General features: G+C 61.2%; 18 protein-coding genes. 10 read left to right on the forward strand and 8 right to left on the reverse strand.

Annotation, left to right across the window (positions count from 1 at the left end; all coding sequences use genetic code 11):
- Position 1: 1 nt before the first annotated feature.
- Both dinB and lexA read right to left on the reverse strand, forming a co-directional pair.
- Positions 2–1,048, reverse strand: a complete 1,047-nt coding sequence (dinB, locus tag RVY79_RS08390) for a DNA polymerase IV (RefSeq protein ID WP_317463667.1) — start codon at positions 1,046–1,048, stop codon at positions 2–4.
- 19 nt (positions 1,049–1,067) lie between these two features.
- Complete coding sequence (lexA, locus tag RVY79_RS08395; RefSeq protein ID WP_317463668.1) at positions 1,068–1,706, reverse strand: transcriptional repressor LexA; 639 nt, start codon at positions 1,704–1,706, stop codon at positions 1,068–1,070.
- Positions 1,707–1,900: 194 nt separating this feature from the next.
- On the opposite strand from lexA, the gene RVY79_RS08400 reads away from it, so the two are divergent.
- From RVY79_RS08400 to RVY79_RS08425, 6 genes are all read left to right on the forward strand, one after another.
- Positions 1,901–2,560, forward strand: a complete 660-nt coding sequence (locus RVY79_RS08400; RefSeq protein WP_317463669.1) for a TetR/AcrR family transcriptional regulator — start codon at positions 1,901–1,903, stop codon at positions 2,558–2,560.
- Positions 2,560–3,078: a L,D-transpeptidase gene (locus RVY79_RS08405; RefSeq protein WP_317463909.1), complete on the forward strand. Its 519-nt coding sequence runs from the start codon at positions 2,560–2,562 to the stop codon at positions 3,076–3,078. Before RVY79_RS08400 ends, RVY79_RS08405 begins: the two co-directional genes overlap by 1 nt.
- Positions 3,079–3,161: 83 nt before the next feature.
- On the forward strand, positions 3,162–4,184 hold the full coding sequence (nagZ, locus tag RVY79_RS08410; protein ID WP_317463670.1) for a beta-N-acetylhexosaminidase: 1,023 nt from the start codon (positions 3,162–3,164) through the stop codon (positions 4,182–4,184).
- Positions 4,185–4,241: 57 nt separating this feature from the next.
- A complete protein-coding gene (locus RVY79_RS08415; protein WP_317463671.1) occupies positions 4,242–5,555 on the forward strand; it encodes a mechanosensitive ion channel family protein in 1,314 nt (437 codons plus the stop codon).
- Positions 5,548–6,129 carry a hypoxanthine-guanine phosphoribosyltransferase gene (locus RVY79_RS08420; protein ID WP_317463672.1) on the forward strand — a complete coding sequence of 194 codons (582 nt, stop codon included), beginning with the start codon at positions 5,548–5,550 and terminating at the stop codon, positions 6,127–6,129. The genes RVY79_RS08415 and RVY79_RS08420 overlap by 8 nt, the downstream gene beginning before the upstream one ends.
- Before the next feature lie 76 nt (positions 6,130–6,205).
- Positions 6,206–7,312 carry an enoyl-CoA hydratase/isomerase family protein gene (locus RVY79_RS08425; RefSeq protein ID WP_317463673.1) on the forward strand — a complete coding sequence of 369 codons (1,107 nt, stop codon included), beginning with the start codon at positions 6,206–6,208 and terminating at the stop codon, positions 7,310–7,312.
- A gap of 6 nt (positions 7,313–7,318) precedes the next feature.
- Here RVY79_RS08425 and RVY79_RS08430 read toward each other — a convergent pair whose 3' ends face one another.
- Entirely contained in the window at positions 7,319–8,152 is an 834-nt protein-coding gene (locus tag RVY79_RS08430; protein ID WP_317463674.1) for a pyruvate, water dikinase regulatory protein, read from the reverse strand.
- Positions 8,153–8,417: 265 nt separating this feature from the next.
- Between RVY79_RS08430 and ppsA the strand changes: the two genes are divergently transcribed.
- The gene (gene ppsA, locus RVY79_RS08435; RefSeq protein ID WP_317463675.1) at positions 8,418–10,808 is read left to right on the forward strand and encodes a phosphoenolpyruvate synthase; all 2,391 of its coding nucleotides are present in this window, start codon (positions 8,418–8,420) and stop codon (positions 10,806–10,808) included.
- Between the two features lie 78 nt (positions 10,809–10,886).
- On the opposite strand, the gene RVY79_RS08440 is transcribed toward ppsA, so the two are convergent.
- The 4 genes from RVY79_RS08440 to acnB form a co-directional block, all read right to left on the reverse strand.
- A complete protein-coding gene (locus tag RVY79_RS08440) occupies positions 10,887–12,701 on the reverse strand; it encodes a glycerophosphodiester phosphodiesterase (protein ID WP_317463676.1) in 1,815 nt (604 codons plus the stop codon).
- Between the two features lie 74 nt (positions 12,702–12,775).
- Positions 12,776–13,264 carry a ribonuclease E activity regulator RraA gene (gene rraA, locus RVY79_RS08445; protein WP_317463678.1) on the reverse strand — a complete coding sequence of 163 codons (489 nt, stop codon included), beginning with the start codon at positions 13,262–13,264 and terminating at the stop codon, positions 12,776–12,778.
- A 161-nt stretch (positions 13,265–13,425) separates the two neighbouring features.
- Entirely contained in the window at positions 13,426–14,022 is a 597-nt protein-coding gene (locus tag RVY79_RS08450; RefSeq protein WP_317463679.1) for a porin family protein, read from the reverse strand.
- Positions 14,023–14,319: 297 nt separating this feature from the next.
- On the reverse strand, positions 14,320–16,923 hold the full coding sequence (gene acnB, locus RVY79_RS08455; RefSeq protein WP_317463680.1) for a bifunctional aconitate hydratase 2/2-methylisocitrate dehydratase: 2,604 nt from the start codon (positions 16,921–16,923) through the stop codon (positions 14,320–14,322).
- A gap of 266 nt (positions 16,924–17,189) precedes the next feature.
- On the opposite strand from acnB, the gene RVY79_RS08460 reads away from it, so the two are divergent.
- The 3 genes from RVY79_RS08460 to RVY79_RS08470 are packed head-to-tail and all read left to right on the forward strand — an operon-like array spanning position 17,190 to position 22,236.
- Entirely contained in the window at positions 17,190–17,657 is a 468-nt protein-coding gene (locus tag RVY79_RS08460) for a DUF1289 domain-containing protein (protein ID WP_317463681.1), read from the forward strand.
- A gap of 33 nt (positions 17,658–17,690) precedes the next feature.
- The gene (locus RVY79_RS08465) at positions 17,691–18,317 is read left to right on the forward strand and encodes a tRNA-(ms[2]io[6]A)-hydroxylase (protein WP_246897861.1); all 627 of its coding nucleotides are present in this window, start codon (positions 17,691–17,693) and stop codon (positions 18,315–18,317) included.
- Positions 18,318–18,360: 43 nt separating this feature from the next.
- Positions 18,361–22,236, forward strand: a complete 3,876-nt coding sequence (locus RVY79_RS08470; RefSeq protein WP_317463682.1) for an AAA family ATPase — start codon at positions 18,361–18,363, stop codon at positions 22,234–22,236.
- A gap of 16 nt (positions 22,237–22,252) precedes the next feature.
- Here RVY79_RS08470 and RVY79_RS08475 read toward each other — a convergent pair whose 3' ends face one another.
- Positions 22,253–22,981, reverse strand: coding sequence for a UDP-2,3-diacylglucosamine diphosphatase (locus RVY79_RS08475; RefSeq protein ID WP_317463683.1), 729 nt, complete (start codon positions 22,979–22,981; stop codon positions 22,253–22,255).
- Between the last annotated feature and the right edge of the window lie 53 nt (positions 22,982–23,034).

Raw genomic sequence — 23,034 nt, forward strand, 5'->3', positions numbered from 1 at the left:
ATCAGTCGAAGAGTGTCAACTGCCGCCGCTGCGCCTCGGGGGTCAGTCGCACGCCGACCCCCAGCAGGCGCACGGGGCGCTCGCCGCGGGCCCACGCCCCGTCGAGTAAGGCCTGAAAGCGCACTGCCAGCGCCTCGCGACCCGCAGCCTCCAGGGTCGTGCTGCTGAAATCATCGAAGCGAACCTTGACGAACAGTTTTTGAATGGCCGGCGTGCCGTGCCGCGTTAGACGCGCCATCAAGCGCTCAACGAGCGGCGCGAGTGCGTCATGGCAGCTGGCCAGGTCGGGCAGGTCGCGGTGATAGGTCGTCTCCACGCTCACGGACTTACGTTCACGCTCGATCTGTATCGGACGCTCATCGATGCCACGCGCCAGTTCAAACAGTCGATGCCCGAACTTTCCGAAGCGTTCCACCAGCGACTCGAGCGACCATTCGCGCAGGTCGCGGCAGGTGACGATGTCCAATGCCTCGAGCTTGGCCGCCGTCGCCGGACCAACACCGTGCAGCCGCTTGACGGGCAAGGCGAGGAGAAAGGATTCGACTTCATCGGGTGCGATCACCCGGAGTCCATCCGGTTTATCCCAGTCGCTGGCCAGCTTGGCGAGAAACTTGCTGGGCGCCGCCCCCACCGAGATGACGATACCCGTCCGCGCCAGCGCTTCCTGCTTGAGCCATCTGGCCATCCAGGTCGCGCTTCCCTGGAAGCATGTGACCTCGCTGACATCCAGATACGCCTCGTCGAGGGACAAGGGCTCCACCAGTGATGTCAGCTCGTGGAACAGTGCCTGGATGCGCGCCGACACGGCACGGTATTTGTCGAAGTCCGGTGAAAGTCGCGTCAAGTGCGGACACAGGCGCATGGCACGCGCCATGGGCATCGCCGAATGGATGCCGTAGGTGCGCGCGGGATAATTGCAGGTGGCGACAACGCCGCGCGTCTCGGGGCTGCCGCCGATTGCCAGAGGCACGTCGCGTAACGCCGGATCGTCGCGCATTTCCACGGCGGCATAGAAGCAGTCGCAATCGGCGTGGAGGATCTTGCGCATGGTAAGCGGGGTTGCCGGCTCAGTGCAGGCCGTTACCGCCACCGCCACGAATCACGCCGACGCCGAGGCCTTCGATCTCGAGATCCTGATGGCGTAGGTCGACCTCGATGGGGGCAAAATCTTCGTTTTCGGCGAGCAGCCAGACATGGTGACCTTGACGCTTGAAGCGCTTGACGGTGACATCGTCTTCCAGGCGGGCGACGACGATCTGGCCGTCGCGGATCTGCTGAGTGCGATGCACGGCGAGCAGGTCGCCATCGAGAATGCCGGCATTTTTCATCGAGAGCCCGCGAACACGTAGTAGATAATCGGCGCGGGGTGTGAAGTAGTCCGGCGCGAGAGGGCAGTGTCGGTCGATGTGCGCTGCGGCAAGGATCGGGCTACCGGCAGCGACCTCACCGACGACCGGCAGGCCGTCGCCGTTGGTCAAGGCGGTGTCGTCTTCCGCGGTGAGGCGGATGCCGCGTGAGGTGCCGGGGATCATGCGGATGACCCCCTTGCGGTCGAGTGCTCGGAGATGTTCCTCGGCGGCGTTCGGTGAACGAAAGCCCAGGGCTCGGGCAATTTCGGCGCGCGTCGGTGGATAGCCAAGCTCATTCATGGTCTTGACGATAAAATCAAAGACGTGTTGCTGACGCGAAGTTAACGAGCGAGACATGGGGCCTCCGGCAGGCGCTGACGTGTTCAAGCATACAGTATGTGATTGTATCCAGTCTTTGGCGCGGTGCAACCATTAGCGTAGTCATTCGCCCAGTGGGATGGCGTTTCAAACGTGGAGATTTGTCGTTATCGACGCCAAGACTTAGAATCGAATTGTTTAAAACATTCGTTTATTCCACGCGGGGCGCCCCCATGGCTCAAACAGATACAGTGACGCGCATTCTCGATACCGCCGAGGTTCTGTTCGCCGAGCGGGGGTTCGCCGAGACCTCGCTGCGTACCATTACCAGCAAGGCCAAGGTCAACCTGGCGGCGGTCAATTACCATTTCGGGTCCAAGAAGGCGCTCATCCAAGCGGTCTTCGCGCGCTATCTCGATCCCTTTTCCGAGCGCTTTCACCAAGCGCTGGACGACCTTGAGCTGCACTACCGAGGCGAACCCATTCCCCTCGAGGTGTTGTTGGAGACGCTGGCGCGTACCGTGTTGGAAGTACCTGCCGAGCGCAATAGCCTCAAGGTGTTCATGCGCTTGCTGGGGCTGGCTTATACTCAGGCACAGGGCCACTTGCGCCGTTACATCCAGGAGCACTATGGCAATGTGTTTTCGCGCTTCAGCGACTTGGTGCGTCGTGCCACGCCGGAATTGCCCGAGGCGGAACGTTTCTGGCGGTTACACTTCATGCTGGGGACGGTGATCTTCACGTTGTCGGGTCTCGATGCCTTGCGCGATATCGCCGACAAGGATTATCACGAGCATGTCAGCGTGCGCGATCTGATTCGGCGTCTGCGCCCGGTGGTCGTGGCCGGCATGCAGGCACCATTGCCGGATGATGCCCTCAAGGTGGCGGGATGATGTCTACGCCGAAGCTCGCCGATCTGCCCCCCGAACGAGGCGTGTGGCTGGAAATCGATCTTGGTGCACAGGCGCTGACGATCCGCGAGGGTGACACCTGCCGTGAAACGTTTGCCATTTCCTCGGGCGCGAATGGTATCGGGCAGCACGAAGGAAGCGGACAGACGCCTATGGGGTGGCATTATGTGCGCGCGGCCATCGGCAATGGGTTGCCGGCCGGTAGCGTCTTTCGCGGGCGGCGCCCCACCGGCGAGGTGTTTTCGCCTGAGCTGGCCCGTGCCCACCCCGCGCGGGATTGGATATTGACGCGCATCTTGTGGTTGTGTGGTCTGGAACATGGGGTCAATCGAGGGGGCGATGTGGATAGCCAGCGTCGCTATATCTACTTGCACGGCACGCCATTCGACCAGCCGATGGGGACACCCGCCTCGCATGGCTGCATACGATTGCGCGATGAGGCGCTGCTGGCCGTTTTCGAGGCCGCGCCGGCCGGTACCCCGGTTTGGCTGCATGACTGAAGAGGGTGTTTACAAAAGTGCTGCGCTCGACGTAGTGCTGCTCACCACCTAGAATCCTTCCTCCATTTGCCAGGAGCGCGACGATGACCCAACCTCTCGGCCCGGTCATGCTGGACATCGAAGGTACCCAACTCAGCGACGACGAACGTCAGCTTCTGGCACGTCCCGAGGTCGGCGGGGTGATTCTGTTCAAGCGTAATACGCAGGATGCCAAGCAAGTTCGGGCCTTGACCCGCGCGATTCGCGATGTACGTCCTGATGTGTTGTTGGCGATCGATCAGGAAGGCGGGCGTGTCCAGCGTTTGCGTGACGGCGTGACGCGGTTGCCGTCCATGGCGACACTGGCCGCCGGGTATACCGAGACGCCCGAGACGGTTCGAGCTTTGGTCCATGAAGCCGGTTGGCTATTAGGCATGGAGATGGCGGCCTGCGGCTTCGATATCACCTTTGCCCCGGTGCTCGATGTCGACGACCAGCGTTCACCGGCGATCGGCGATCGCAGCTTTTCCGCTGACCCCGACATCGTCGCGACGCTTGGCGGTGCCTTCATCGACGGGCTGCACGAGGCCGGTATGATCGCCGTGGGCAAGCACTTTCCCGGTCATGGTGGCGTCAATCTCGATTCGCATCATGCCTTGCCCGAAGACACGCGCTCGTTGGCAGCGCTGCGCGAGCACGATCTGATTCCCTTCAAGACACTGGCTGGCAAGCTGGATGCCGTGATGCCGGCGCATGTCGTCTATACCGCCTTCGATGCGCGGCCGGCGGGATTTTCCCCTTCCTGGCTCGGCATGTTGCGCGAGGAATTGATGTTCAAGGGCGTGGTGTTTTCCGATGACCTGAGCATGGCCGGCGCGCATGTGGCCGGGCCTCCCTCGACGCGTGCCGAGGCCGCTTGGACGGCGGGGTGCGACATGGTACTGGTGTGTAATGATCGCTCGGCCGCACTCGAGGTGCTCGACGTGGCGGAAGGACACTCTTCCAAGCGTCTGGGCAAGTTGCGTTACGGTCGGGCCCGCCCCGAGCTGGAAACGCTGCCAGCGCTGGCGCGTTGGCGGCGTGCACATGCGCGTCTCGAGTCGCTCTCGGAAGCACCTGCCGACTGACCTCGTCTTTGGTTATCGACGCCGACACCTGCATTCGTACTAGAAGGAAAGCCCCTCGTGTTCGATTTTTTCTCTCCCGTTATGGATTGGGTTCAAGCGACCTTGGGCATTCCGCTGTGGGTAGCGGCAATAGGATTGGTCGTCGTCTTGACGTTGGTGGTCGATCTGGTGAGCTGGGTCGTTTTCTGGCGTCTCGGGCCGCTACTGGAGAAAACCAGCAACCGTTGGGATGACATCCTATTTCAGGCGCTGCGACGGCCACTTCGCATCTGGATCTGGCTGATGGGGGCGCTGCTGTGCCTGACCGTGATCCGCTATCACTGGAACATTGACTGGCTCGCCGAATATCTGGCCCAGGCGCAGGCCGTCATTTCGCTGCTACTTCTCGCCTGGGCGGGGCTCAGGGCTGTAAAGCTTCTCGAAAAACGCCTGGTGTTCCCGCCAGCGGGGCATCGTGCCAAGTCCATGGATGCCGATACAGCGTCGGCCGTGGCCAAGATAATGGGCGCGGTCGTGGTGGTCATCGTCGGCATGCTGATTCTCTCGAGCCTGGGCGTCTCGCCCTCGGGCGTGGCCGCCTTCGGTGGGGTCGGGGGGTTGGTGATCGGCTTTGCCGCCAAGGATATGCTGGCCAATTTCTTTGGCGGATTGATGATTCACCTGGACAAGCCGTTTCGTGTCGGCGATTGGGTGAAATCGCCGGATCGTGAGATCGAGGGGGTTGTGGAAGATATTGGCTGGCGCCTGACGCGCATCCGCACGTTTGCTTCACGTCCACGCTATGTCCCCAATTCCGCTTTCAGCAACTTGGTGCTCGACAATCCCTCGCGCATGTGGAACCGGCGCCTTTTCGAAACCATTCGGGTGCGTTATACCGATATCGAACGTGTGTCAGGCATCGTCAAATCGATTCGCTCGATGCTCGATTCTCATGATGAAGTGGATGCCGACGAACAAATCCTGGTGTACTTCCAGGCATATGGCGAACATGCGCTGGAACTGATCGTGTATGCCTTTGCCAAGACCACCGATTGGGCCGAGTTTCAGTCGATGAAGCAAGACATCCTGCTACGTATCTACGATATCGTGCGTGAGCATGATGCGCGCCTGGCATTGCCGGCTTCAGAGCTACATATTGTCGGCCCGGTGGCGGTCAACGACGAGACGAGCGCTAATAGCGCGCCGAGAGACGACGAGAATGACGATAACAACGAAAACGCCGGTGACGATCAGAACGAGACATCCGGCGCTACCCACTCGCGGGCGGCGCCCGTCCGCGAGGCTCCCGATACATCGTCTCGAAATCGTTCGCGCGATGCCCGTCGAGGCGAAGTGAATGATGCTTCCCAGGATCAGGAATCCGATGCCTAACCAATCTACCTCCGTTTGCCAGGAATCCCTGGCGACCATGCGCGATGTCATGGCGCATGCCGATTGCCTCATTTCGCAGCAGGAGGTCGAGCGCGCTCTCGACCGCATGGCAGACGAGATAACCCATGATCTTGGCGATAAGCTGCCGGTTTTCTACTGCGTGATGAACGGCGGCTTGATCACCACCGGGCACCTGCTGACGCGGCTCGGTTTCCCGCTGGAAGTCGACTATCTGCATGCGACGCGCTATCGCGGTGGTGTGCGCGGGGGCGAGCTGTTCTGGCGTGTCTCGCCCGAGATTCCCATGGCCGGTCGCCATGTGGTGATCGTCGACGACATCCTCGATGAAGGCACGACGCTGGCGGCTATTCTGGATTATTGTCGTCAGGCGGGTGCGGCGAGTATCTCGACGGCGGTACTGGTCGACAAGCGCCATGACCGCAAGGCCGTACCGGATCTGCAGGCAGATTATTGCAGCCTCGAGGTCGTCGACCGCTATGTGTTCGGCTTCGGGATGGACTACAAGGGCTATTGGCGCAATGCGCCGGGAATCTTCGCACCACGCGGCATGTAAATCTGCGGTCCGTCGGAACAGAACCGAGAAATGAGCTGACAGTCCGCATCGTCTTCACAGTAGAGTGTGAGAGGTAATGATGACGGAATCCGAGGTGATCTTCGAACAGCAGCCCACGCGTGACGGTGGATACATCGGCATCGTCACGCTGAATGCGCCCGCTAGTCTCAATGCCTTGTCAATCGCGATGATTGCATCGCTGCATGCCAAGCTCGAAACCTGGGCAGACGATGTGTCGGTGCACGCGGTGTGGCTGCAAGGCGCGGGCGGTAAGGCGTTCTGCGCGGGTGGCGATGTGGTGGCCTTGTACCGCACCATGACGCAGTCGCCCGGGCACGAGGGAGAGGCCGCCCAGGCGTATTTCGGGGCCGAGTATCGTCTCGATCATTTCCTGCACCATTATCCCAAGCCTCTTATCGTCTGGGGCGACGGCGTCGCCATGGGAGGCGGTCTGGGGCTATTGGTCGCCGCCGATCAGCGTATCGTGACCGAGACCAGTCGTCTGGCGATGCCGGAAATCAGTCTCGGCCTATACCCCGATGTCGGCGCCAGCTGGTTTTTCCAGCGTATGCCGACAGGAGTGGGACTCTACCTGGGCGTGACCGGCGCCCAGCTCAATGCACGCGATGCCATTGAACTGGGGCTGGCGGATCGCGTCATCGCCCGCGAGGCACGGCAAGACGTGCTGAAAGCCCTGGCGAATGCCGATTATCGCCATCCTCATCAAGCGGTAAGGGAGGTCCTGCGCGGCTTCGAGGACCGATCGCTGGCACCGCAGGCCGAGGTCATGCCGCGTCTGGATCATCTGCAGGCCTTGAGTGATGCGGCGGATATCGCCCAGGTGGTACGTCGCATCCTTGATGATCCTCGTGAAGACGCCTGGCTGGCCGCCAATCGTGCGCGTCTGGCGGTGGGTTGTCCTGCCACGGCACATTTGGTGTGGCGCATGCTGTGTCGGCACCGGCATGGCAGCTTGGCGGAGACGTTTCGCGATGAATTGATGCTGTCGGTGCAATGCTGCCGACATACGGAACTGGCCGAGGGCATTCGCGCGCTGCTGATCGACAAGGATCGGGCGCCGCAATGGGCGTATACGGATGTCGCCAGTGTCCCCGAGAGCTATATCGATGGTTTTTTCATGCCGCTGTGGGATGCCGAGACGCATCCACTGGCGGATCTGTGAGCCCGTTCAACGCGGGCTGAAACGACGCGTCAGGCTGGTTTCGGCGATCATGCGCGTGGAAATCTCCTCGATGGAAAAGCGCGTAGTGTCGATATAGGGAATGTGGTAGCGGCGAAACAGCGCTTCGGCCTGCTGCAACTCCTGCATGCATTGATCCATCGAGCAGTAGCGACTATTGGGACGCCGTTCGCTGCGAATGGCCGCGAGTCGGCGTGGGTCGATGGTCAAGGCGAACAGCTTGTGACGATAAGGCGCTAACGCCTTGGGCATGCTCAGCATGCCATCTTCATCCAAATCATCCTCGGTCAGGGGATAGTTGGCGGCTTGAATGCCGAATTGCAGGGCCAGATAGAGCGAGGTGGGCGTCTTGCCGCAACGCGAGACGCCCACCAGGATGACATCGGCCTGGTCGTATTGATGCGTGCGTGCGCCATCGTCGTTGTCGAGCGCGAAGTGCACGGCATCGATGCGATGCATGTAGACGTCATCACGGCCAATGGCATGGGTGCGCCCCACGGTGTACGTGGAATGGGTCGACAGCTCTTCCTCGAGAGGGGCCAGGAAGGTCGAGAAGATATCCACCTTGAAACCCGGCGCGTCGGCGATGATCGTGCGGATCGACTGATCGACGATGGTGTCGATCACGATGGGTCGGACGCCGTCGCGATCGGCAGTCTGGGCGATGATGGCCGCCAGAGTGTGGGCTTTTTCCAAAGTGTCGATATAAGGCTTGACCACCAGTGTGAGCTCGACGCCCTCGAATTGGGCGAGCAGGCTACGGCCCAGTGTTTCCGCGGTGATACCGGTGCCATCGGATATGAAAAATGCGGTGCGGGGCATGAGCGTGTCCGAACGTGGGAAAAGGATGCCCTTATTTTCTGGCGCCTTTCCGACAAGTGCAAATAGGTGTTCGTCGTGTCCGGAATGGCGACTACAAGAATCCTCGAAAATACCGTGTTGTTGTAAAAATACTCCAACCCCTTCGCTATTAGACCAATGGCGAATAGCAAGACCCCTTGATAGGGTATGAGCATCCGCCGCGCCTCGCGCGGTACTGGCTGTGACGACGTCGTCATCGCGACCGTCCTGACTCGAGGGGGTTCTCTTGGAAGAGTATATCGTTTGGTTCGATCAGCTTGGCATGGATGATGTCGAGAGGGTGGGCGGCAAGAATGCGTCGCTGGGGGAAATGATCTCCAACCTGGCGGACGCCGGTGTCACGGTGCCCGGCGGATTTGCTACCACGGCCGTGGCCTATCGCGAATTCCTTGCGCACGAGGGGCTCAACGAGCGCATCAACGAGGCATTGGCGCGTCTGGATGTCGACGATGTCACGGCGCTGGCCGAGACCGGTGCGCAGATCCGTCAGTGGGTCATCGATACACCACTGCCGCCGGCTTTCGAGCGGGTCCTGGCCGAGGCCTATGGCCAATTGCAGGACAAGCATCCGTATCTCAAGGCAGCGGTACGCTCCTCCGCGACGGCTGAGGATCTACCCGACGCATCGTTCGCGGGTCAGCAGGAAACCTTCCTCAATATCGAAGGCTTCGACAACGTCAAACGCGCCGTTCACGAGGTCTTCGCGTCACTGTTCAATGATCGTGCCATCGCCTACCGCGTGCATCGTGGCTATCCGCACGAGAACGTGGCACTTTCAGCCGGCGTGCAGAAGATGGTGCGCTCAGAAACGGCCGCCAGCGGCGTGATGTTCACGCTCGACACCGAATCCGGGTATCGCGATGCGGTGTTCGTGACGGGCTCCTGGGGGTTGGGCGAGACGGTCGTTCAGGGTGCGGTCAACCCCGATGAATTCTATGTGCACAAGCCCACCTTGGCGGCGGGACGTCCGGCCGTTCTGCGGCGGACACTGGGTTCCAAGCTGGTCAAGATGGTCTACAGCGAGGAAAGTGCCGCCGGTCGCTCGGTGAAGACCGTGGATGTGCCGCACGCCGACCGTCAACGTTTTTGTCTCGGCGATGACGAAGTCATGGCGCTGGCCCGGCAAGCGGTGACCATCGAGAAGCACTACGGCCGCCCGATGGACATCGAATGGGCGCGCGATGGCGACGATGGCAAGCTATACATCGTTCAGGCACGCCCTGAAACCGTGGTCTCCAACGTGGAAGGCGGTAAGCTCGAACGCTTCCAGCTCAAGGAAAAGAGCCGCGTGCTGGTGGATGGCCGGGCCATCGGGCAGCGCATCGGCCAGGGCGCGGTCAAGATCGTGGCCCGTCCCGAGCAGATGGACAAGGTGCATGATGGCGATGTGCTGGTGACCGACATGACCGATCCCGATTGGGAGCCGATCATGAAGCGCGCCTCGGCGATCGTCACCAACCGGGGCGGACGCACTTGCCATGCGGCGATCATCGCGCGCGAATTGGGTATTCCCGCTGTCGTGGGCTGTGGCGATGCGACCCAGGCGCTTGCCGATGGCCGCGAGGTGACCGTGTCCTGCGCTGAGGGTGACACCGGCCATGTCTACGATGGCCTGCTCGATTACGACTGTCGGACGACGACGGTCGACAATATGCCGGCGCTGCCTTTCGATATCATGATGAACGTCGGCAATCCCGACCGTGCCTTTGGCTTTTCAAGCTTGCCCAATGCGGGCGTCGGATTGGCACGCCTGGAGTTCATCATCAATCGCATGATCGGTGTGCATCCCAAGGCATTGATCGATTACGCCACGCTACCTGCCGATCTGCAGCAGACCATCGATCTGCGTACCGCCGGGTACGATGATCCGGTCAGCTTTTACGTCGACCGGTTGGTGGAGGGTATTTCCACTCTGGCGGCGGCATTCTATCCCAAGCGCGTCATCGTGCGGCTTTCCGATTTCAAGTCCAACGAATACGAGAACCTCATTGGCGGCAAACTCTACGAGCCCGGTGAAGAGAATCCGATGCTCGGGTTCCGCGGCGCCTCTCGCTACATCTCCGAGACGTTCCGCCCGTGCTTCGAGTTGGAGTGCCGCGCCTTGAAGCGGGTTCGTGATGTCATGGGCCTCGATAATGTCGAGATCATGGTGCCTTTCGTGAGAACGCCGGAAGAAGGGCGTGAAGTCGTCTCCCTGATGGAAGCCAACGGGCTCAAGCGGGGAGCCTCTTCATCTCCTCAGGGCCAGGGCCTCAAAATCATCATGATGTGCGAATTGCCGGCCAATGCGCTCTTGGCGGATGAGTTTCTAGAGCATTTCGATGGCTTCTCCATCGGCTCCAATGACCTGACTCAGTTGACGCTGGGGCTGGATCGCGACTCGGGCATCGTGGCCCATCTCTTCGACGAGCGTAATCCGGCGGTCAAGAAGCTGTTGTCCATGGCCATCCAGGCGTGCCGGGCGCAGGGCAAGTATGTCGGCATTTGCGGCCAGGGCCCGTCGGATCATCCCGAGTTGGCTAAATGGCTGATGGAGCAGGGCATCGATTCAGTGTCATTGAACCCCGACGCGGTGCTTGAAACTTGGTTCATGTTGGCTGGCGAAAAGCTCGGCTGACGCGATCTCTCGCACGATACTAGGCGTGCCCGTCATTCGGGCACGCCTTTTTCGTCAAGAGGGCTTTCCGGCGGTTTGTCAGTAACGCAGCCAGTTACGCAATTTGATCAGCAATAGTTCGCCATCGCTGAGGCTTGCGCGTTCGGTAAGCAAATCGATCAGCGCCGCAGGGCGGTCGGTAATGATATTGTCGACGCCCATGTCGATGTAGCGCGACATGTCACGGGTGCTGTTGACGGTCCAGACATGTAACTCACGACCGCTGTCATGCACTATACGCACGACATCGGTACTGGCCTGGGTATGCCGCAAGCCTATGTTGTCGGCAGGCGTCGTTGCCAAGGCGCCGGGCAGCAGGAATTGGACGAATAGCGTGGTATCGATGTTGGGGGCGTATTCCTCGACGATGCGAATCATGCTAGGCGATAACGACGCAATTACGGCGCTGTCGGCGATGCCGTAACGCTTCAGACGTTCGACGACCGCTTCGATGAGTGCCCGCTCGTTGCCTGGGCTTGGCTTGAGTTCCACGTACAGGCGGGCTTTGCCTTGCGCCAGGCCAATCACCTGATCGAGCGTTGCCAAGCGCTCATCGGAAAAGTCATCGCTGAACCAACTGCCGATATCGATATCACGTGTTGCCGCCAGCGTCAGGTCGTTGATATTCAGTGCCTGGCCAGTTAGGCGTTCCAGCGTGCGGTCGTGAGAGAGGATGACATTGCCGTCGCGCAACAGCCTGACGTCCAGCTCCAGGTAGTCGGCGCCTTCCTGAATGGCTTGGCGCATTGCCGCTAGGGTGTTTTCCGGTGCCGCCATCGAGCTACCGCGATGGGCGGTGACGGTGACATCGTCGCGCAGTTGGAAATCGCTCAGCACCCATCCCGCTTGGAGCAACGCGAAGACCAGCAAGACGGCCTCGGCGGTCCAGGCCCACCATCCCGACTGCTTGGGCGCCGGCGAGTCCGCGACTCCGAGTATGCCGCCCCCCAGCCGTCGATAGAGGCTGGCCACCAGCAGGCTATTGGCCGCGACCCCCAGGAACGTCACGGCGATGATCGAAAGCGTATAGGCCGCTACGTAGACCAGCATGACCGGAATCAGCAGCGACATGCGATCCGGTAGGTGGCTGATCAGTGGCGATGCCAGACTATTGAACAAGATGCTGAACAGCACCGGCAGCGCGGCGACGCCCAGGGCGAATGTCAGTGCCAGTGCCGTGATGCGCGCATGTCGCCCGCGAGTGAGTTCACGACTGCGTGCCAGCGACTGGAGCGGGGAGAGGCGGTCCAACACGAGGGCGGGTAGTGCCAAAAACCAGCGCGCATAGAGCCATGCTTGACACCACAATGCGATGAGCGCGAGGCCACTGCCGAGTGTGGCGAAATACCACAAGTCGGGCGGTTTCATGCGCATCACGACGTAGATTTCGGCATCGCCGAGCAGAGCGTCGTAGCAATAGGCGATCAGCAGAACGAACGGCACTGCAAGCAGTAAATGGACGCCGACCTGGAGGAATGTGAGCCCGGCGATCCCCGGGAAGCGGCGGCCGATTTGCCACAGTGTGTTCATCGTTGCCCGGTAGCGTCCCGGGCCGGGCGTGGCAACCAGCCGCATCATGCCGCTTTGCTGCAGGAAGATCAGCAGAAAACTCAAGCCCAGTGCCACGACCCCCCAGGCAAGGCCCAAGGGAGAAAGTGCCATGTCGGCGATCTGGGCGTTGCTGAGCGCCGGACGATGGAAGGCATGCAGCAGGCTGGACAGGGTCCAGGTCGTCAACGGCACCAGTACAGCTGTGGCGAGAACGGTAAAGAAAAGATGAAAAACCAGTAGCGCTCGTCCTTGAGCGCGCAATTGGGTCGCAATGTCACCCAGCAACGTGCGGGTGGCGAGCATGACAACTCCTTCGTTTCCTATCAGGACATTGCAAGCCTCGCATCGTCATTCTCCGCTAGCAAATAGCAGCGCTATCAGTCGTCTAGCGTTAACGGCTCATGGGCAATCACGATTCCGTTGTTATCGGCGTAAAGCCACTGCCCCGGTGCGATCGTCACGCCGCCGAAGGTGACGGGAATATCGCGCTGGCCTTCGCCACGTTTCTCGCTCTTGCGGGGATGCGTGCCGAGTGCCTGGATGCCGATTGGAGTCTCGTTGAGGATATCGACATCGCGCACGCAGCCATAAACGATGATGCCGGCCCAGCCATTGTCGACGGCCTTGGCCGCGAGCATGTCGCCCAGTAGTGCGCAGCGCCAGGAACCGCCGCCGTCGACGACCAGGACGGTGCCATCGCCGGGCTCGTTGACCGCTTCCTTGACACGCGAGTTGTCCTCGAAGCACTTGACGGTGCGCACCGGCCCGTAAAAGGTGTCATGTCCGCCGACATTGACCAAGGATGGCTCGATCACCTTGACGTCGGGATAGGCGTCACAGATATCGGGGGTGATGATAGTGGTCATGCTGTCTCCTCGCCTGTGCGGCGTTCGCTGAAACAGGGGCCATCATGCCATGCCTTGAGCGTCACGCCATTGCGCCTTGGGGGGAGAAGAGCTAGCAAAATGACAGGAAGACGCCGGGTGAGCCCCGGCGTCTTGTACAGCGATGAATGCCGAGGCGTTCTTTAGAACTGCCAGCCCACGGACGCGGTGAAGGAATCCACCTGGTAGTCGCTATCGAAGTCGTAGCGCTCGTATTCGGCGCGTACCAGGAAGGGGCTGAAGTTGAATTGCGCCCCGGCGCCGTAGACCGGGTCCACACCGTCGTTGTCCTTCAGATCGGTGCTGGTGCCGCCGAGATTGCCGTCGACATCGGTCTCCCATTTCGCCATGCCCGCCTTGGCGAATAGCTCGAACCAATTCGTGATGGGCAGCTTGCCGACCAGGCTGACACCGTAGGCTTCTGACTCGAGGTCGGTATTGACGGAGTCGTTACCTTTGAGTTTGACACGTCCAAGATCCGCATAGAACGCCTCGGTAGCGAAGTAGCGGTTGAAGTCGTAGCCGACAAAGCCCTTGAAGACGTTATCGTCGTCGTCGGTGTCGAAATCCTCGCTGCCGGACTCGATGAAATCGTCTACTTCATCGTCATCGTTTTCAAGCGAGCTGAAGCCCGTGCCGACGCCAAAGTACAGGCCCTCGGGAGCGGCCATGGCGTTGGGGGCGAGGACCAGTAGCCCCGAGGTGGCGATGGAAGCGGTGATCAAAATCTTGAGTTTCATGAGGTTCTCCTTGATTTTCTCATCACGACGTACCCTTGTGTGTCGGCCTGAGCGAGGCGCCAGGGCGGTCGGAATGTCATGGCATCCTGCCGTCTTATCCCATACCCATAGGGCATGGTGCGCGAACGAGCGTTTCATATCTAAGCGCCTGTGCGGTCCACTGACAAGTCGAACAGTGTTAAAAAACGTACGCGGGCGTTGGTATATGGCGACGCCCATAAAAAAAACGCCCCGCGTTGGCGGGGCGTTTCGTTGACCTGCACTCTTTCTCAATAGGCGAGCATTGGAGACGAGTGGTCAGGCTTCCTCGGCGACCGGAATCACGTTTGCGGCCGCATTCTGGAACTCTTCTATCTCATGGAAGTTCATGTAGCGGTAGATTTCACCCGCCATGGCATTGAACTCGCTCATGTAGCCCTTGTATTCCTCGACGGTCGGCAGGCGTCCCTCGACGGCGGCGATGGCGGCCAGCTCGGCGGAGGCGAGATAGACGTTCGCGCCATCGCCCAGACGGTTGGGGAAGTTGCGCGTGGACGTCGAGACCACGGTGGACTTCGGCGCCACGCGTGCCTGGTTGCCCATGCACAGCGAGCAGCCCGGCATTTCCATGCGTGCGCCGGCGCGCCCGTAAATGCCGTAATAGCCCTCTTCCGTCAACTGATGTTGGTCCATCTTGGTGGGCGGTGCAAGCCACAGACGGGTCTTCAGGCTGCCGGGGGGCTGCTTCTCGAGCAGTTTGCCGGCGGCGCGGAAGTGGCCGATGTTGGTCATGCACGAGCCGATGAAGACTTCGTCGATCTTCTCACCGGCGACGTCTGAGAGCAGGCGTGCGTCATCGGGGTCATTGGGTGCGCACAGTACGGGCTGGTCGAGTTCACTCATGTCGATCTCGATCACTGCGGCATACTCGGCGTCGCTATCGGCACGCATCAGACTGGGGTCGGCCAGCCATTCCTGCATGGCCTGGATGCGACGCTCCAGCGTGCGGGCATCGCCGTAGCCGTTGTCTATCATCCACTTGAGGAGGGTGACGTTGGAGTTCAGATATTCGGCGACTCGCTCCTCGCCCAGGGTGATCGTGCAGCCGGCGGCGCTGCGTTCGGCGCTGGCATCGGAGAGCTCGAACGCCTGCTCGGCAGTGAGATCCTCGAGGCCTTCGATTTCCAGAATACGGCCCGAGAAGAAGTTTTGCTTGTTCGACTTCTCGACGGTCAAGAGGCCGTCTTTGATAGCGTAATAGGGAATCGCATGTACCAGATCGCGCAGTGTGATGCCGGGCTGGCGTTCGCCCTTGAAACGCACCAGCACGGACTCCGGCATATCCAGCGGCATGACGCCGGTGGCGGCGGCGAAGGCGACCAGTCCCGAACCCGCCGGGAAGGAGATCCCCATCGGGAAGCGAGTATGAGAGTCGCCACCGGTGCCGACGGTGTCCGGCAACAGCATGCGGTTGAGCCACGAGTGGATGATGCCGTCACCCGGACGCAGCGAGACGCCGCCACGGTTCATGATGAAATCGGGCAGAGTGTGATGGGTCTCGACATCCACCGGCTTCGGGTAAGCGGCGGTGTGGCAAAATGACTGCATGACCAGGTCGGCCTGGAAGCCGAGGCAGGCCAGGTCCTTGAGTTCATCGCGGGTCATCGGGCCGGTGGTGTCCTGCGAGCCGACGGTGGTCATCTTGGGTTCGCAGTACATTCCCGGGCGTACGCCGTCCATGCCACAGGCTTTGCCGACCATCTTCTGCGCCAAGGTGAAGCCCTTGCCGGTATCGATGGGTTGTTCGGGCTTGCGGAAGACCTCTGAGCCGGGTAAGCCGAGTTCGGTGCGCGCTTTCTCGGTCAGACCCCGGCCCACGATCAATGGAATGCGGCCGCCGGCGCGCACCTCATCGAGGATGACCTGGGTCTTGAGCTCGAAGGTGGAGACGACTTCGTCGCTACCGTGGCGCGTCACCTTGCCTTCATAAGGATAGACATCGATGACGTCGCCCATCTCGAGCTTGGAGACATCCATCTCGATAGGCAGGGCACCGGCATCTTCCATGGTGTTGAAGAAGATCGGGGCGATCTTGCCGCCGAACACGAAGCCGCCGGCACGCTTGTTGGGTACATTGGGAATGTTGTCGCCGAAGAACCACAACACGGAATTGGTGGCTGACTTGCGCGACGAACCGGTGCCCACGACATCGCCGACATAGGCGACCGGGAAGCCTTTCGCCTTGACCTCGTCGATCTGCGCGATGGGGCCCTTGTTGCCCGGCGCTTCCGGCGTAATGCCCTCACGCGGATTCTTGAGCATGGCATTGGCGTGCAGCGGGATATCCGGGCGCGACCAGGCGTCCGGTGCCGGCGAGAGATCGTCGGTGTTGGTTTCGCCCGGCACCTTGAAAACGCTCAGCGTGACCTTTTCCGCGGGGGCCGGCTTGGCCAGGAACCACTCGGCCGCGGCCCAGGATTCGAGCACGCTCTGAGCGGTGGCGTTGCCATTTTTCGCGCGCTCGGCGACATCGTGGAAGGCATCGAACATCAACAGGGTGTGCTTGAGCTGCTCACCGGCTTCCTGGGCGAGGGCGTCATCGTCGAGGAGTTCGACCAGGGTGGCGATGTTGTAGCCGCCTTGCATGGTGCCCAACAGCTTGACCGCGTGCGTCTTGTCGATCAGCGGAGACGTCGCCTCGCCTTTGGCGATGGCGGTAAGGAAGCCGGCCTTGACGTAAGCGGCTTCGTCCACGCCGGGTGGGACGCGGTTGGTGAGCAGTTCGAGAAGCGTTTCTTCCTCGCCGGTGGGCGGTGCCTTGAGCAACTCGACCAGTTCGGCGGTCTGCTCGGCGTTGAGCGGCTGGGACGGCACGCCGTCGCGCGCGCGCTCCTCGGCATGTTGGCGGTAGGCTTCAAGCACGTTGGGACCCTCGTCAGTCATCGAAACCAGGGCGGGGCGGTGCGCGTGGCGATGATCACTTCCACTCTCGCGCACGGCGGACACGACCTGGGGCAGGTTGTCACCGGTCTAAATAGGCAGCGAGATTCTACTCGAAACTGTCGACAATGTTAAGAAGGCCTTCTGTGCCGGGCGCTGAGAGGATGGTCAAAGGCATGTCGGTGCACGGCGGTCGCTGTAGCGGCGTGCTCGCGATATCATGAGTGTTCGGGCAAAGGGGAGGTGAGATGGCCGCCAACGAGAGCAAGGCAAAGCGTATCCAGTCGCCATGCGTGGGATTGTGCTCGACGACTGTCGGTGACCGCGTTTGTCGGGGTTGCCAACGTACAGAGGATGAAATTCGCGACTGGTTCACGCTCGATGCCGATGCCCGGAAAGCCCGCATGCAGGCCTTGGATGCGCTGCGTGTGCGGGTCGCCTCGCGCTTCCTGCATGTCGACGACTCGGCATGCTTGGAGGCGCAATTGATCCGTCACCGGATTCGCTTTCGCAGCGAGCAGCCATCATTGTCACGCGCCGTGGAACTGCTTCGCGTGGGGCGTACGCGCATGCAGGACATGAGTCGCTATGGACTGAGACGCCACGCAAGCGTCGCTCGACTCGCGCCCGATGCCTTGTACGCGGCGCTGCAGGAAGCGCTGATGCAGGAGGGGCTCCACCGCCTGACGACCGCGCCGACCGCGCCTTCCGTTTAACTTTTCTGACCCTTTCATCTGATAGAAGAAACCATGTCCACTGACGCAAACGCCTTGCTACCCCAGGAACTAGTGAACTTCTTGCCCTGCGCGACTCCGGATGCCTGGGTTCAGGCAGCGCTGGCGCATCCGTCGTTATTGCTCATCGATCACGCTCAATGCGAGAAAAAGGCGGCCTCCACGGCGATGAATCTGATGTATCGCTATGTCGAGCATACCGAGTTGCTGACCAAGATGTCGCAGTTGGCCCGCGAGGAACTGCTGCATTTCGAACAGGTGGTGACCTTGATGCGCGAGCGTGGCGTGCGCTATCGCCAACTCAGCGCTTCGCGCTACGCAGCGGGGTTGCGGCAACATGTCGGCAAGGACGATCCGCAACGACTGGTCGATACATTGATTGTCGGCGCCTTCATCGAGGCACGCTCCTGTGAACGTTTCGCGTCTCTGATCCCTTTTCTGGATGACGAGCTTGCCAAATTCTATCGCGCTCTGGTTAAGTCGGAAGGACGCCATTACGAAGATTACCTGGCGCTGGCGCGGCAATATGCCACGCAAGATATCGCGCCGCGTATCGCGTTTTTCGCCGAGCGTGAGCGCGAGCTAATCGAATCACCGGATACCTGCTTTCGCTTCCACAGCGGCGTGCCGTCGGCAGCGTGATCGTATTCGCCGGCGGTACCGGCCCAATCAGAGTATGACGACGATGACTCAGGACATCCCGGCACCGCCTCGATTGACGCTGTTCGGGCATTTTTCGATGACGGTGGGGGGCACCACGCTCACCCAGTTCAGTTATGACAAGGTCAAGGCACTATTGGTCTACCTGTTGCTCAATGAGCAGGCAACCAATCGTGCTGGGCTGGCGGGAATGTTGTGGCCCGACCAGGGGTTGTCGTCGGGGCGCACTAACCTACGCCATGCCTTGCATTGCCTACGACAATGTCTGGGCGATGAGGCCGAGTCGGCCTTGACGGTCTCGCGTCAAAGTATCGCACTGCATCCGGGGTCGCATTGGGCGTTGGATGTGCGCCGCCTCGAGACGTTGTTGCAAGTGCCGCCCGATATCGATGCCATCGACGAGTTGCTCACCTTGTATCGTGGTGATCTGGTTGAAGAACTCTACTTGCCACAGTGCGGTGATTTTCAACGCTGGTTGGTCAAGACGCGCGGCGAATGGCGTCAGCGCATGATCGCCTATATCGAGCGAGCATTGGGCGGCACTGAAGAGGTTTCCGACGATGTGATGCGTCAGCTGGTGAGCCGTTTCTCGGGGTATGGTCCCTTTCATCAGCGTTTGGTGCGTCAGCTGGCCGAGCAAGGGAAAATCGCCGCCGCGCATGAACAGTTCAATGCCTATCTGGAATTGCTGGCACTGTCCGGTCAGCAGCCCGATGCCGAGTTTCTGCAGCTAGCGCGCTATTGGTCGGATGGCGCGCAGCCGACACCGCCCACGTCACCCCAGGGCGCCTTTTCGCGAGCCGTGGCGCTGGATAGCGCTCCGGTACGTGAAGACGAGATTGGCTACCGACAGCTATCGGTGATGGCGATTCGCCTGCACTTGCAGGGCGACTGGCAAGAGCGTGCCCAAGGGCATGCCTGCCTGCTCTTGCAGGTGGAGTTGATGCGTTGGCTGGAGCGTCAATGTCATCTCTTGGGTGGGTTCTGGCTGCCTGGTGCCACCGGGGGGCTGGGGTTGGCCTGCTTTGGCACTCATGGGCCGGCGCATCAACTGGCCGAATTGGTGGCGTTGTACGAGCATTGTCGTCGCCAGCTACCCGAAGAGATCCAGCGTCACTGGTCGGGGGGCGATCCGGTGCCGCGTTTCGAACTGGCCGCGGGGCTCAACAGTGGACGTGGCTTGTATCTGCCCGAGCGCCGCCTGGCCGACCCCCTGGGGCAGGTGGCGCAACCGGCGCTCGAGCTCATGAGCGCCGCTCAGGGTAGTGAGCTGGTGATTTCGCAGGAAGCGAGCCAGCACATGCCGCCTGCGTTGGATCTACAGCCGCGCCTGACGACGCGCCTGTTGGCCGCCGATGGACGGGTGCGTCTGCGCGCGTTGGTGCTGGGGGTCGATGAAGGCGGACGCGATGCCACGCCGCCGAGCTTGATTGGACGCGAATCGGCACTGCGACAGTTGCGCGACGCGTTGGCCCGAGTGGTCATCGGGTTGCGCCAGAGCGTGCTGGTGCAGGGCGCGCTGGGCATGGGCAAGTCGGCGTTGCTGGTGAGCTTTCGGCAACTGGAGCAAAGCCAGGAGATCGCCCTGTGTTGGCAGCCGACGACGCGGTTGTCGAGTCAGACGCCTTACGGCGTGGTGCGCGCACTGTTGCGCTGGTATCTCGACCGAGATGTCGATGCCTCGACGCTGGCTACCTGGTTGGCCAATGAGCCGGCGCTGGACGAATCGCAGCGCGAGGTGCTCTACCACGCGCTGAGCGATAGCGGTGACGGCGACATCGGTGAGAGCCTCGAGCCGGTCACGCAACTCTTCCATTCGTTGATCGAGCGCATCACCGCGAGCCGCCCGCTGGCCTTGGTCATCGACGACTTGCAATGGCTCGATGAGCTCTCTCTCAAGGTGTTGCTGGCATTGCAGGCACGTCTGTCGATCAATGTCCCTTTCATGTTGGTTGCCAGTCACCATGGGCGCGAGGCGTTGACGGTTCGGCTCAACTGGGACCAGCACATCGTGTTGGGACGTCTGGACAGCACTCAGTCGTCACGCTTTCTGGTGCAACTGGCCAAGCATTATCGGCTGCACATCAGTCCGCGTCTGCGTGAGCAGCTCATCGAGCGTTGCGACGGAGTGCCGCTTTACTTGCAGGAAATTTGCCGGCGGCTCGACATGGATCGGCGCGAGGGGCGTCGCGTCCAGGTGGATGAGTTGCCGCGCGGGTTGTTGGGGCTGCTTGCCAGCCGCATCGAGCAACTCGATGCTGACCGCGATGTGGCCCATGTCGCGGCGGTGCTCGGGCGTCAATTCCGGTTCGCCTTCCTGCGCGAATGCACGGGTCTAGGCGAGACACGCCTCAAGCAGGTACTCGATCACATGCAGCGCCTGGAGATCATCGAGCCCTGTCATGGCGATAGCCCGTTCGACTACCAGTTCGTTCATCAACTGTTGCAGGAAGCCGCGTACCTGTCCTGTCCTCGCGATGTCAGGGAGCGGCTACATCACCAGGTCGTCACGCTCATCGAGGAGCGCTTCCCAGCCTTGATCGGCCAGCATCCAGGGTATTTCGCGTCGCACTTGCGTCGCAGCGGTGACCACGCACGTGCGGCGCGCTACTTCGAGCTTGCCGCGCGGGCCGCCCTCAAGTTGAGCGCCAATCGCACGGCGTTAAAGATGGCCGACTCGGGCCTGGAGTGCCTGCAAGATCTCGCGTCGCAGGAAGAGCGCTACATCAGCCTGTTGACGGTGCGCGGCCAAGCAGCCTTTGCGCTCGAGGGGCACGGTTCGCCCACGGCACATGACAGCTTCGTGCGCGCCAAGGATATGCTGGGGACGCTTGAGGCTCGGCGCGTCGAAGATGACGAGCCGGATGACGAGCAGCGGTTCCTGGTGACCTGGGGGCTATGGGTCGGCTGTAGCCAGCGCCATGCACATGCCGATGCGTTTGCATTGGCGGCGCGCTTGTCGACGTTCGCCGAGCGACTCGTCGATCCGCGTTACCAGCGTTTGGCGGATTACGCGCGGGCGCATTGCGAATATTGGGCGGGGCGCGTGCGTCATGCTTTCGAGCATCTCGAGGAAATCGATCCGCTGCATCAGCCGATGGTGCTCGATTGGCTGCCGTTTTCCGATCATCCGCAGGTCGCCGCGGCTTGTTACCATGCCTGGGCCTTATGCTTGCGCGGCGATTATCTGCGTGCCGAGCAACAGATCGAGTCAGCGATACGCCTGGCCGAGTCGATCAAGCACCCCGGCTCGTTGGCGCTATCGCTGATTTTCGCGGCGGCGTTGTATCGTCAGCTCGGGCATGTGCATATGGCGGCGACACGCGCCGAACGCGCGCACGAAGTGACGTCGACACCGGATCTGCATCTCTGGCATTACGCGGCGCAAGGCATTCTCGGCTGGCACAAGGCGCTGAGCGGCGACCCGCAGGGGCTGGAGCTGCTAGAAGAGAGCATGGAGCGGGTGACCGAGGCCACGGGACAGGATCGTTATCAGCGACCTTTGCTGTGGTACGGCGATGCGTGCTTGGCGCTGGGAGAATATGCCCTGGCCGAGGACTATCTGGATCAATGCTTGATGGTCGCGCGTGAACGCGATTCGCTGTATTTGCCGGAGCTGACCTTGCAAATGGTGCGCGTTCGCCATGCGCTGGGGCATGCGCCCCAAGACGTGCGTCGCTTGGCCGAACAGGCCTATCGTGTGGCGGGTGAGCAGGAGAATCGGCATCATCAGATCAATGCCTGCGAAGTCTGGCTGACGCTGATCGACCCTGATGATGACGATATGCGGCAACGGTTCCGCCAATTGCTGGGCCAGGTCTCGTTGACCGACGCTCCGATGCTGGTGGGCTGGCGCTTGCAACTGGATCGTGCCTTCGAGCCGCAGCACGCGCGGTCATGACTGCAAGCCAGCGTCGTTAGATCGTGAATTCGCGTAGCTGCGGCTCGGCGTCGTCCTCGACACGTATTTCCCAGCCGCTGCCGGGCTGCCAGTCGCCGAGTACGATGCGTCGAGCATTCTGACCGTCGAGATCGAAGTCGTGTACCGCCGGACGATGCGTGTGGCCATGGATGAGCGTGGTGACGCCGTATTCGCGCATGGCGGTTTCGACTTCCACCGGAGTGACGTCCATGATCGCGTCGGTTTTTTGCGTGTTGGCATCCGAGGATTGCAGACGCAGGCTCTTGGCGAGCTCCAGGCGCTGCTCGACGGGAAGGGCGAGAATCTGAGCTTGCCACTCGGGATCCCGTGCCATGGCACGAAACTTCATGTACTCCTCATCGCCGGTGCACAGGCTATCGCCGTGCATCAGCAGCACGCGCTGGTTACCCAGGGTCACCAGGCTCGGGTCCTCGAGCAGGGTGGCGCCGGCAGCGTCGGCGAAGGTGTGACCGACGAGGAAGTCGCGATTGCCGTGCATGAAATAAATCCGGGTGCCAGCGTCGCTGAGGCGCTTTAGCGCATCAATGACCTGATGCTCCAAGTCACCAAGATAGTCGTCGCCGATCCAAGCTTCAAAGATGTCGCCGAGCAGATAGAGCGTGTCAGCGTGGCGCGCCTCGGCGTCCAGATAATTCAGGAAGCCGTGGACGATGTCCGGTTGGCCCGCGTGGAGGTGCAGATCGGAAATCAGCAGGGTGGTCATCGCGCTGGTGTCCTCATGGGCGTGCGTGTGGCGGTATTCAGGTGCCTGAACGC

The sequence above is a fragment of the Chromohalobacter sp. HP20-39 genome, assembly GCF_033052815.1.
GTDB lineage: Bacteria > Pseudomonadota > Gammaproteobacteria > Pseudomonadales > Halomonadaceae > Chromohalobacter.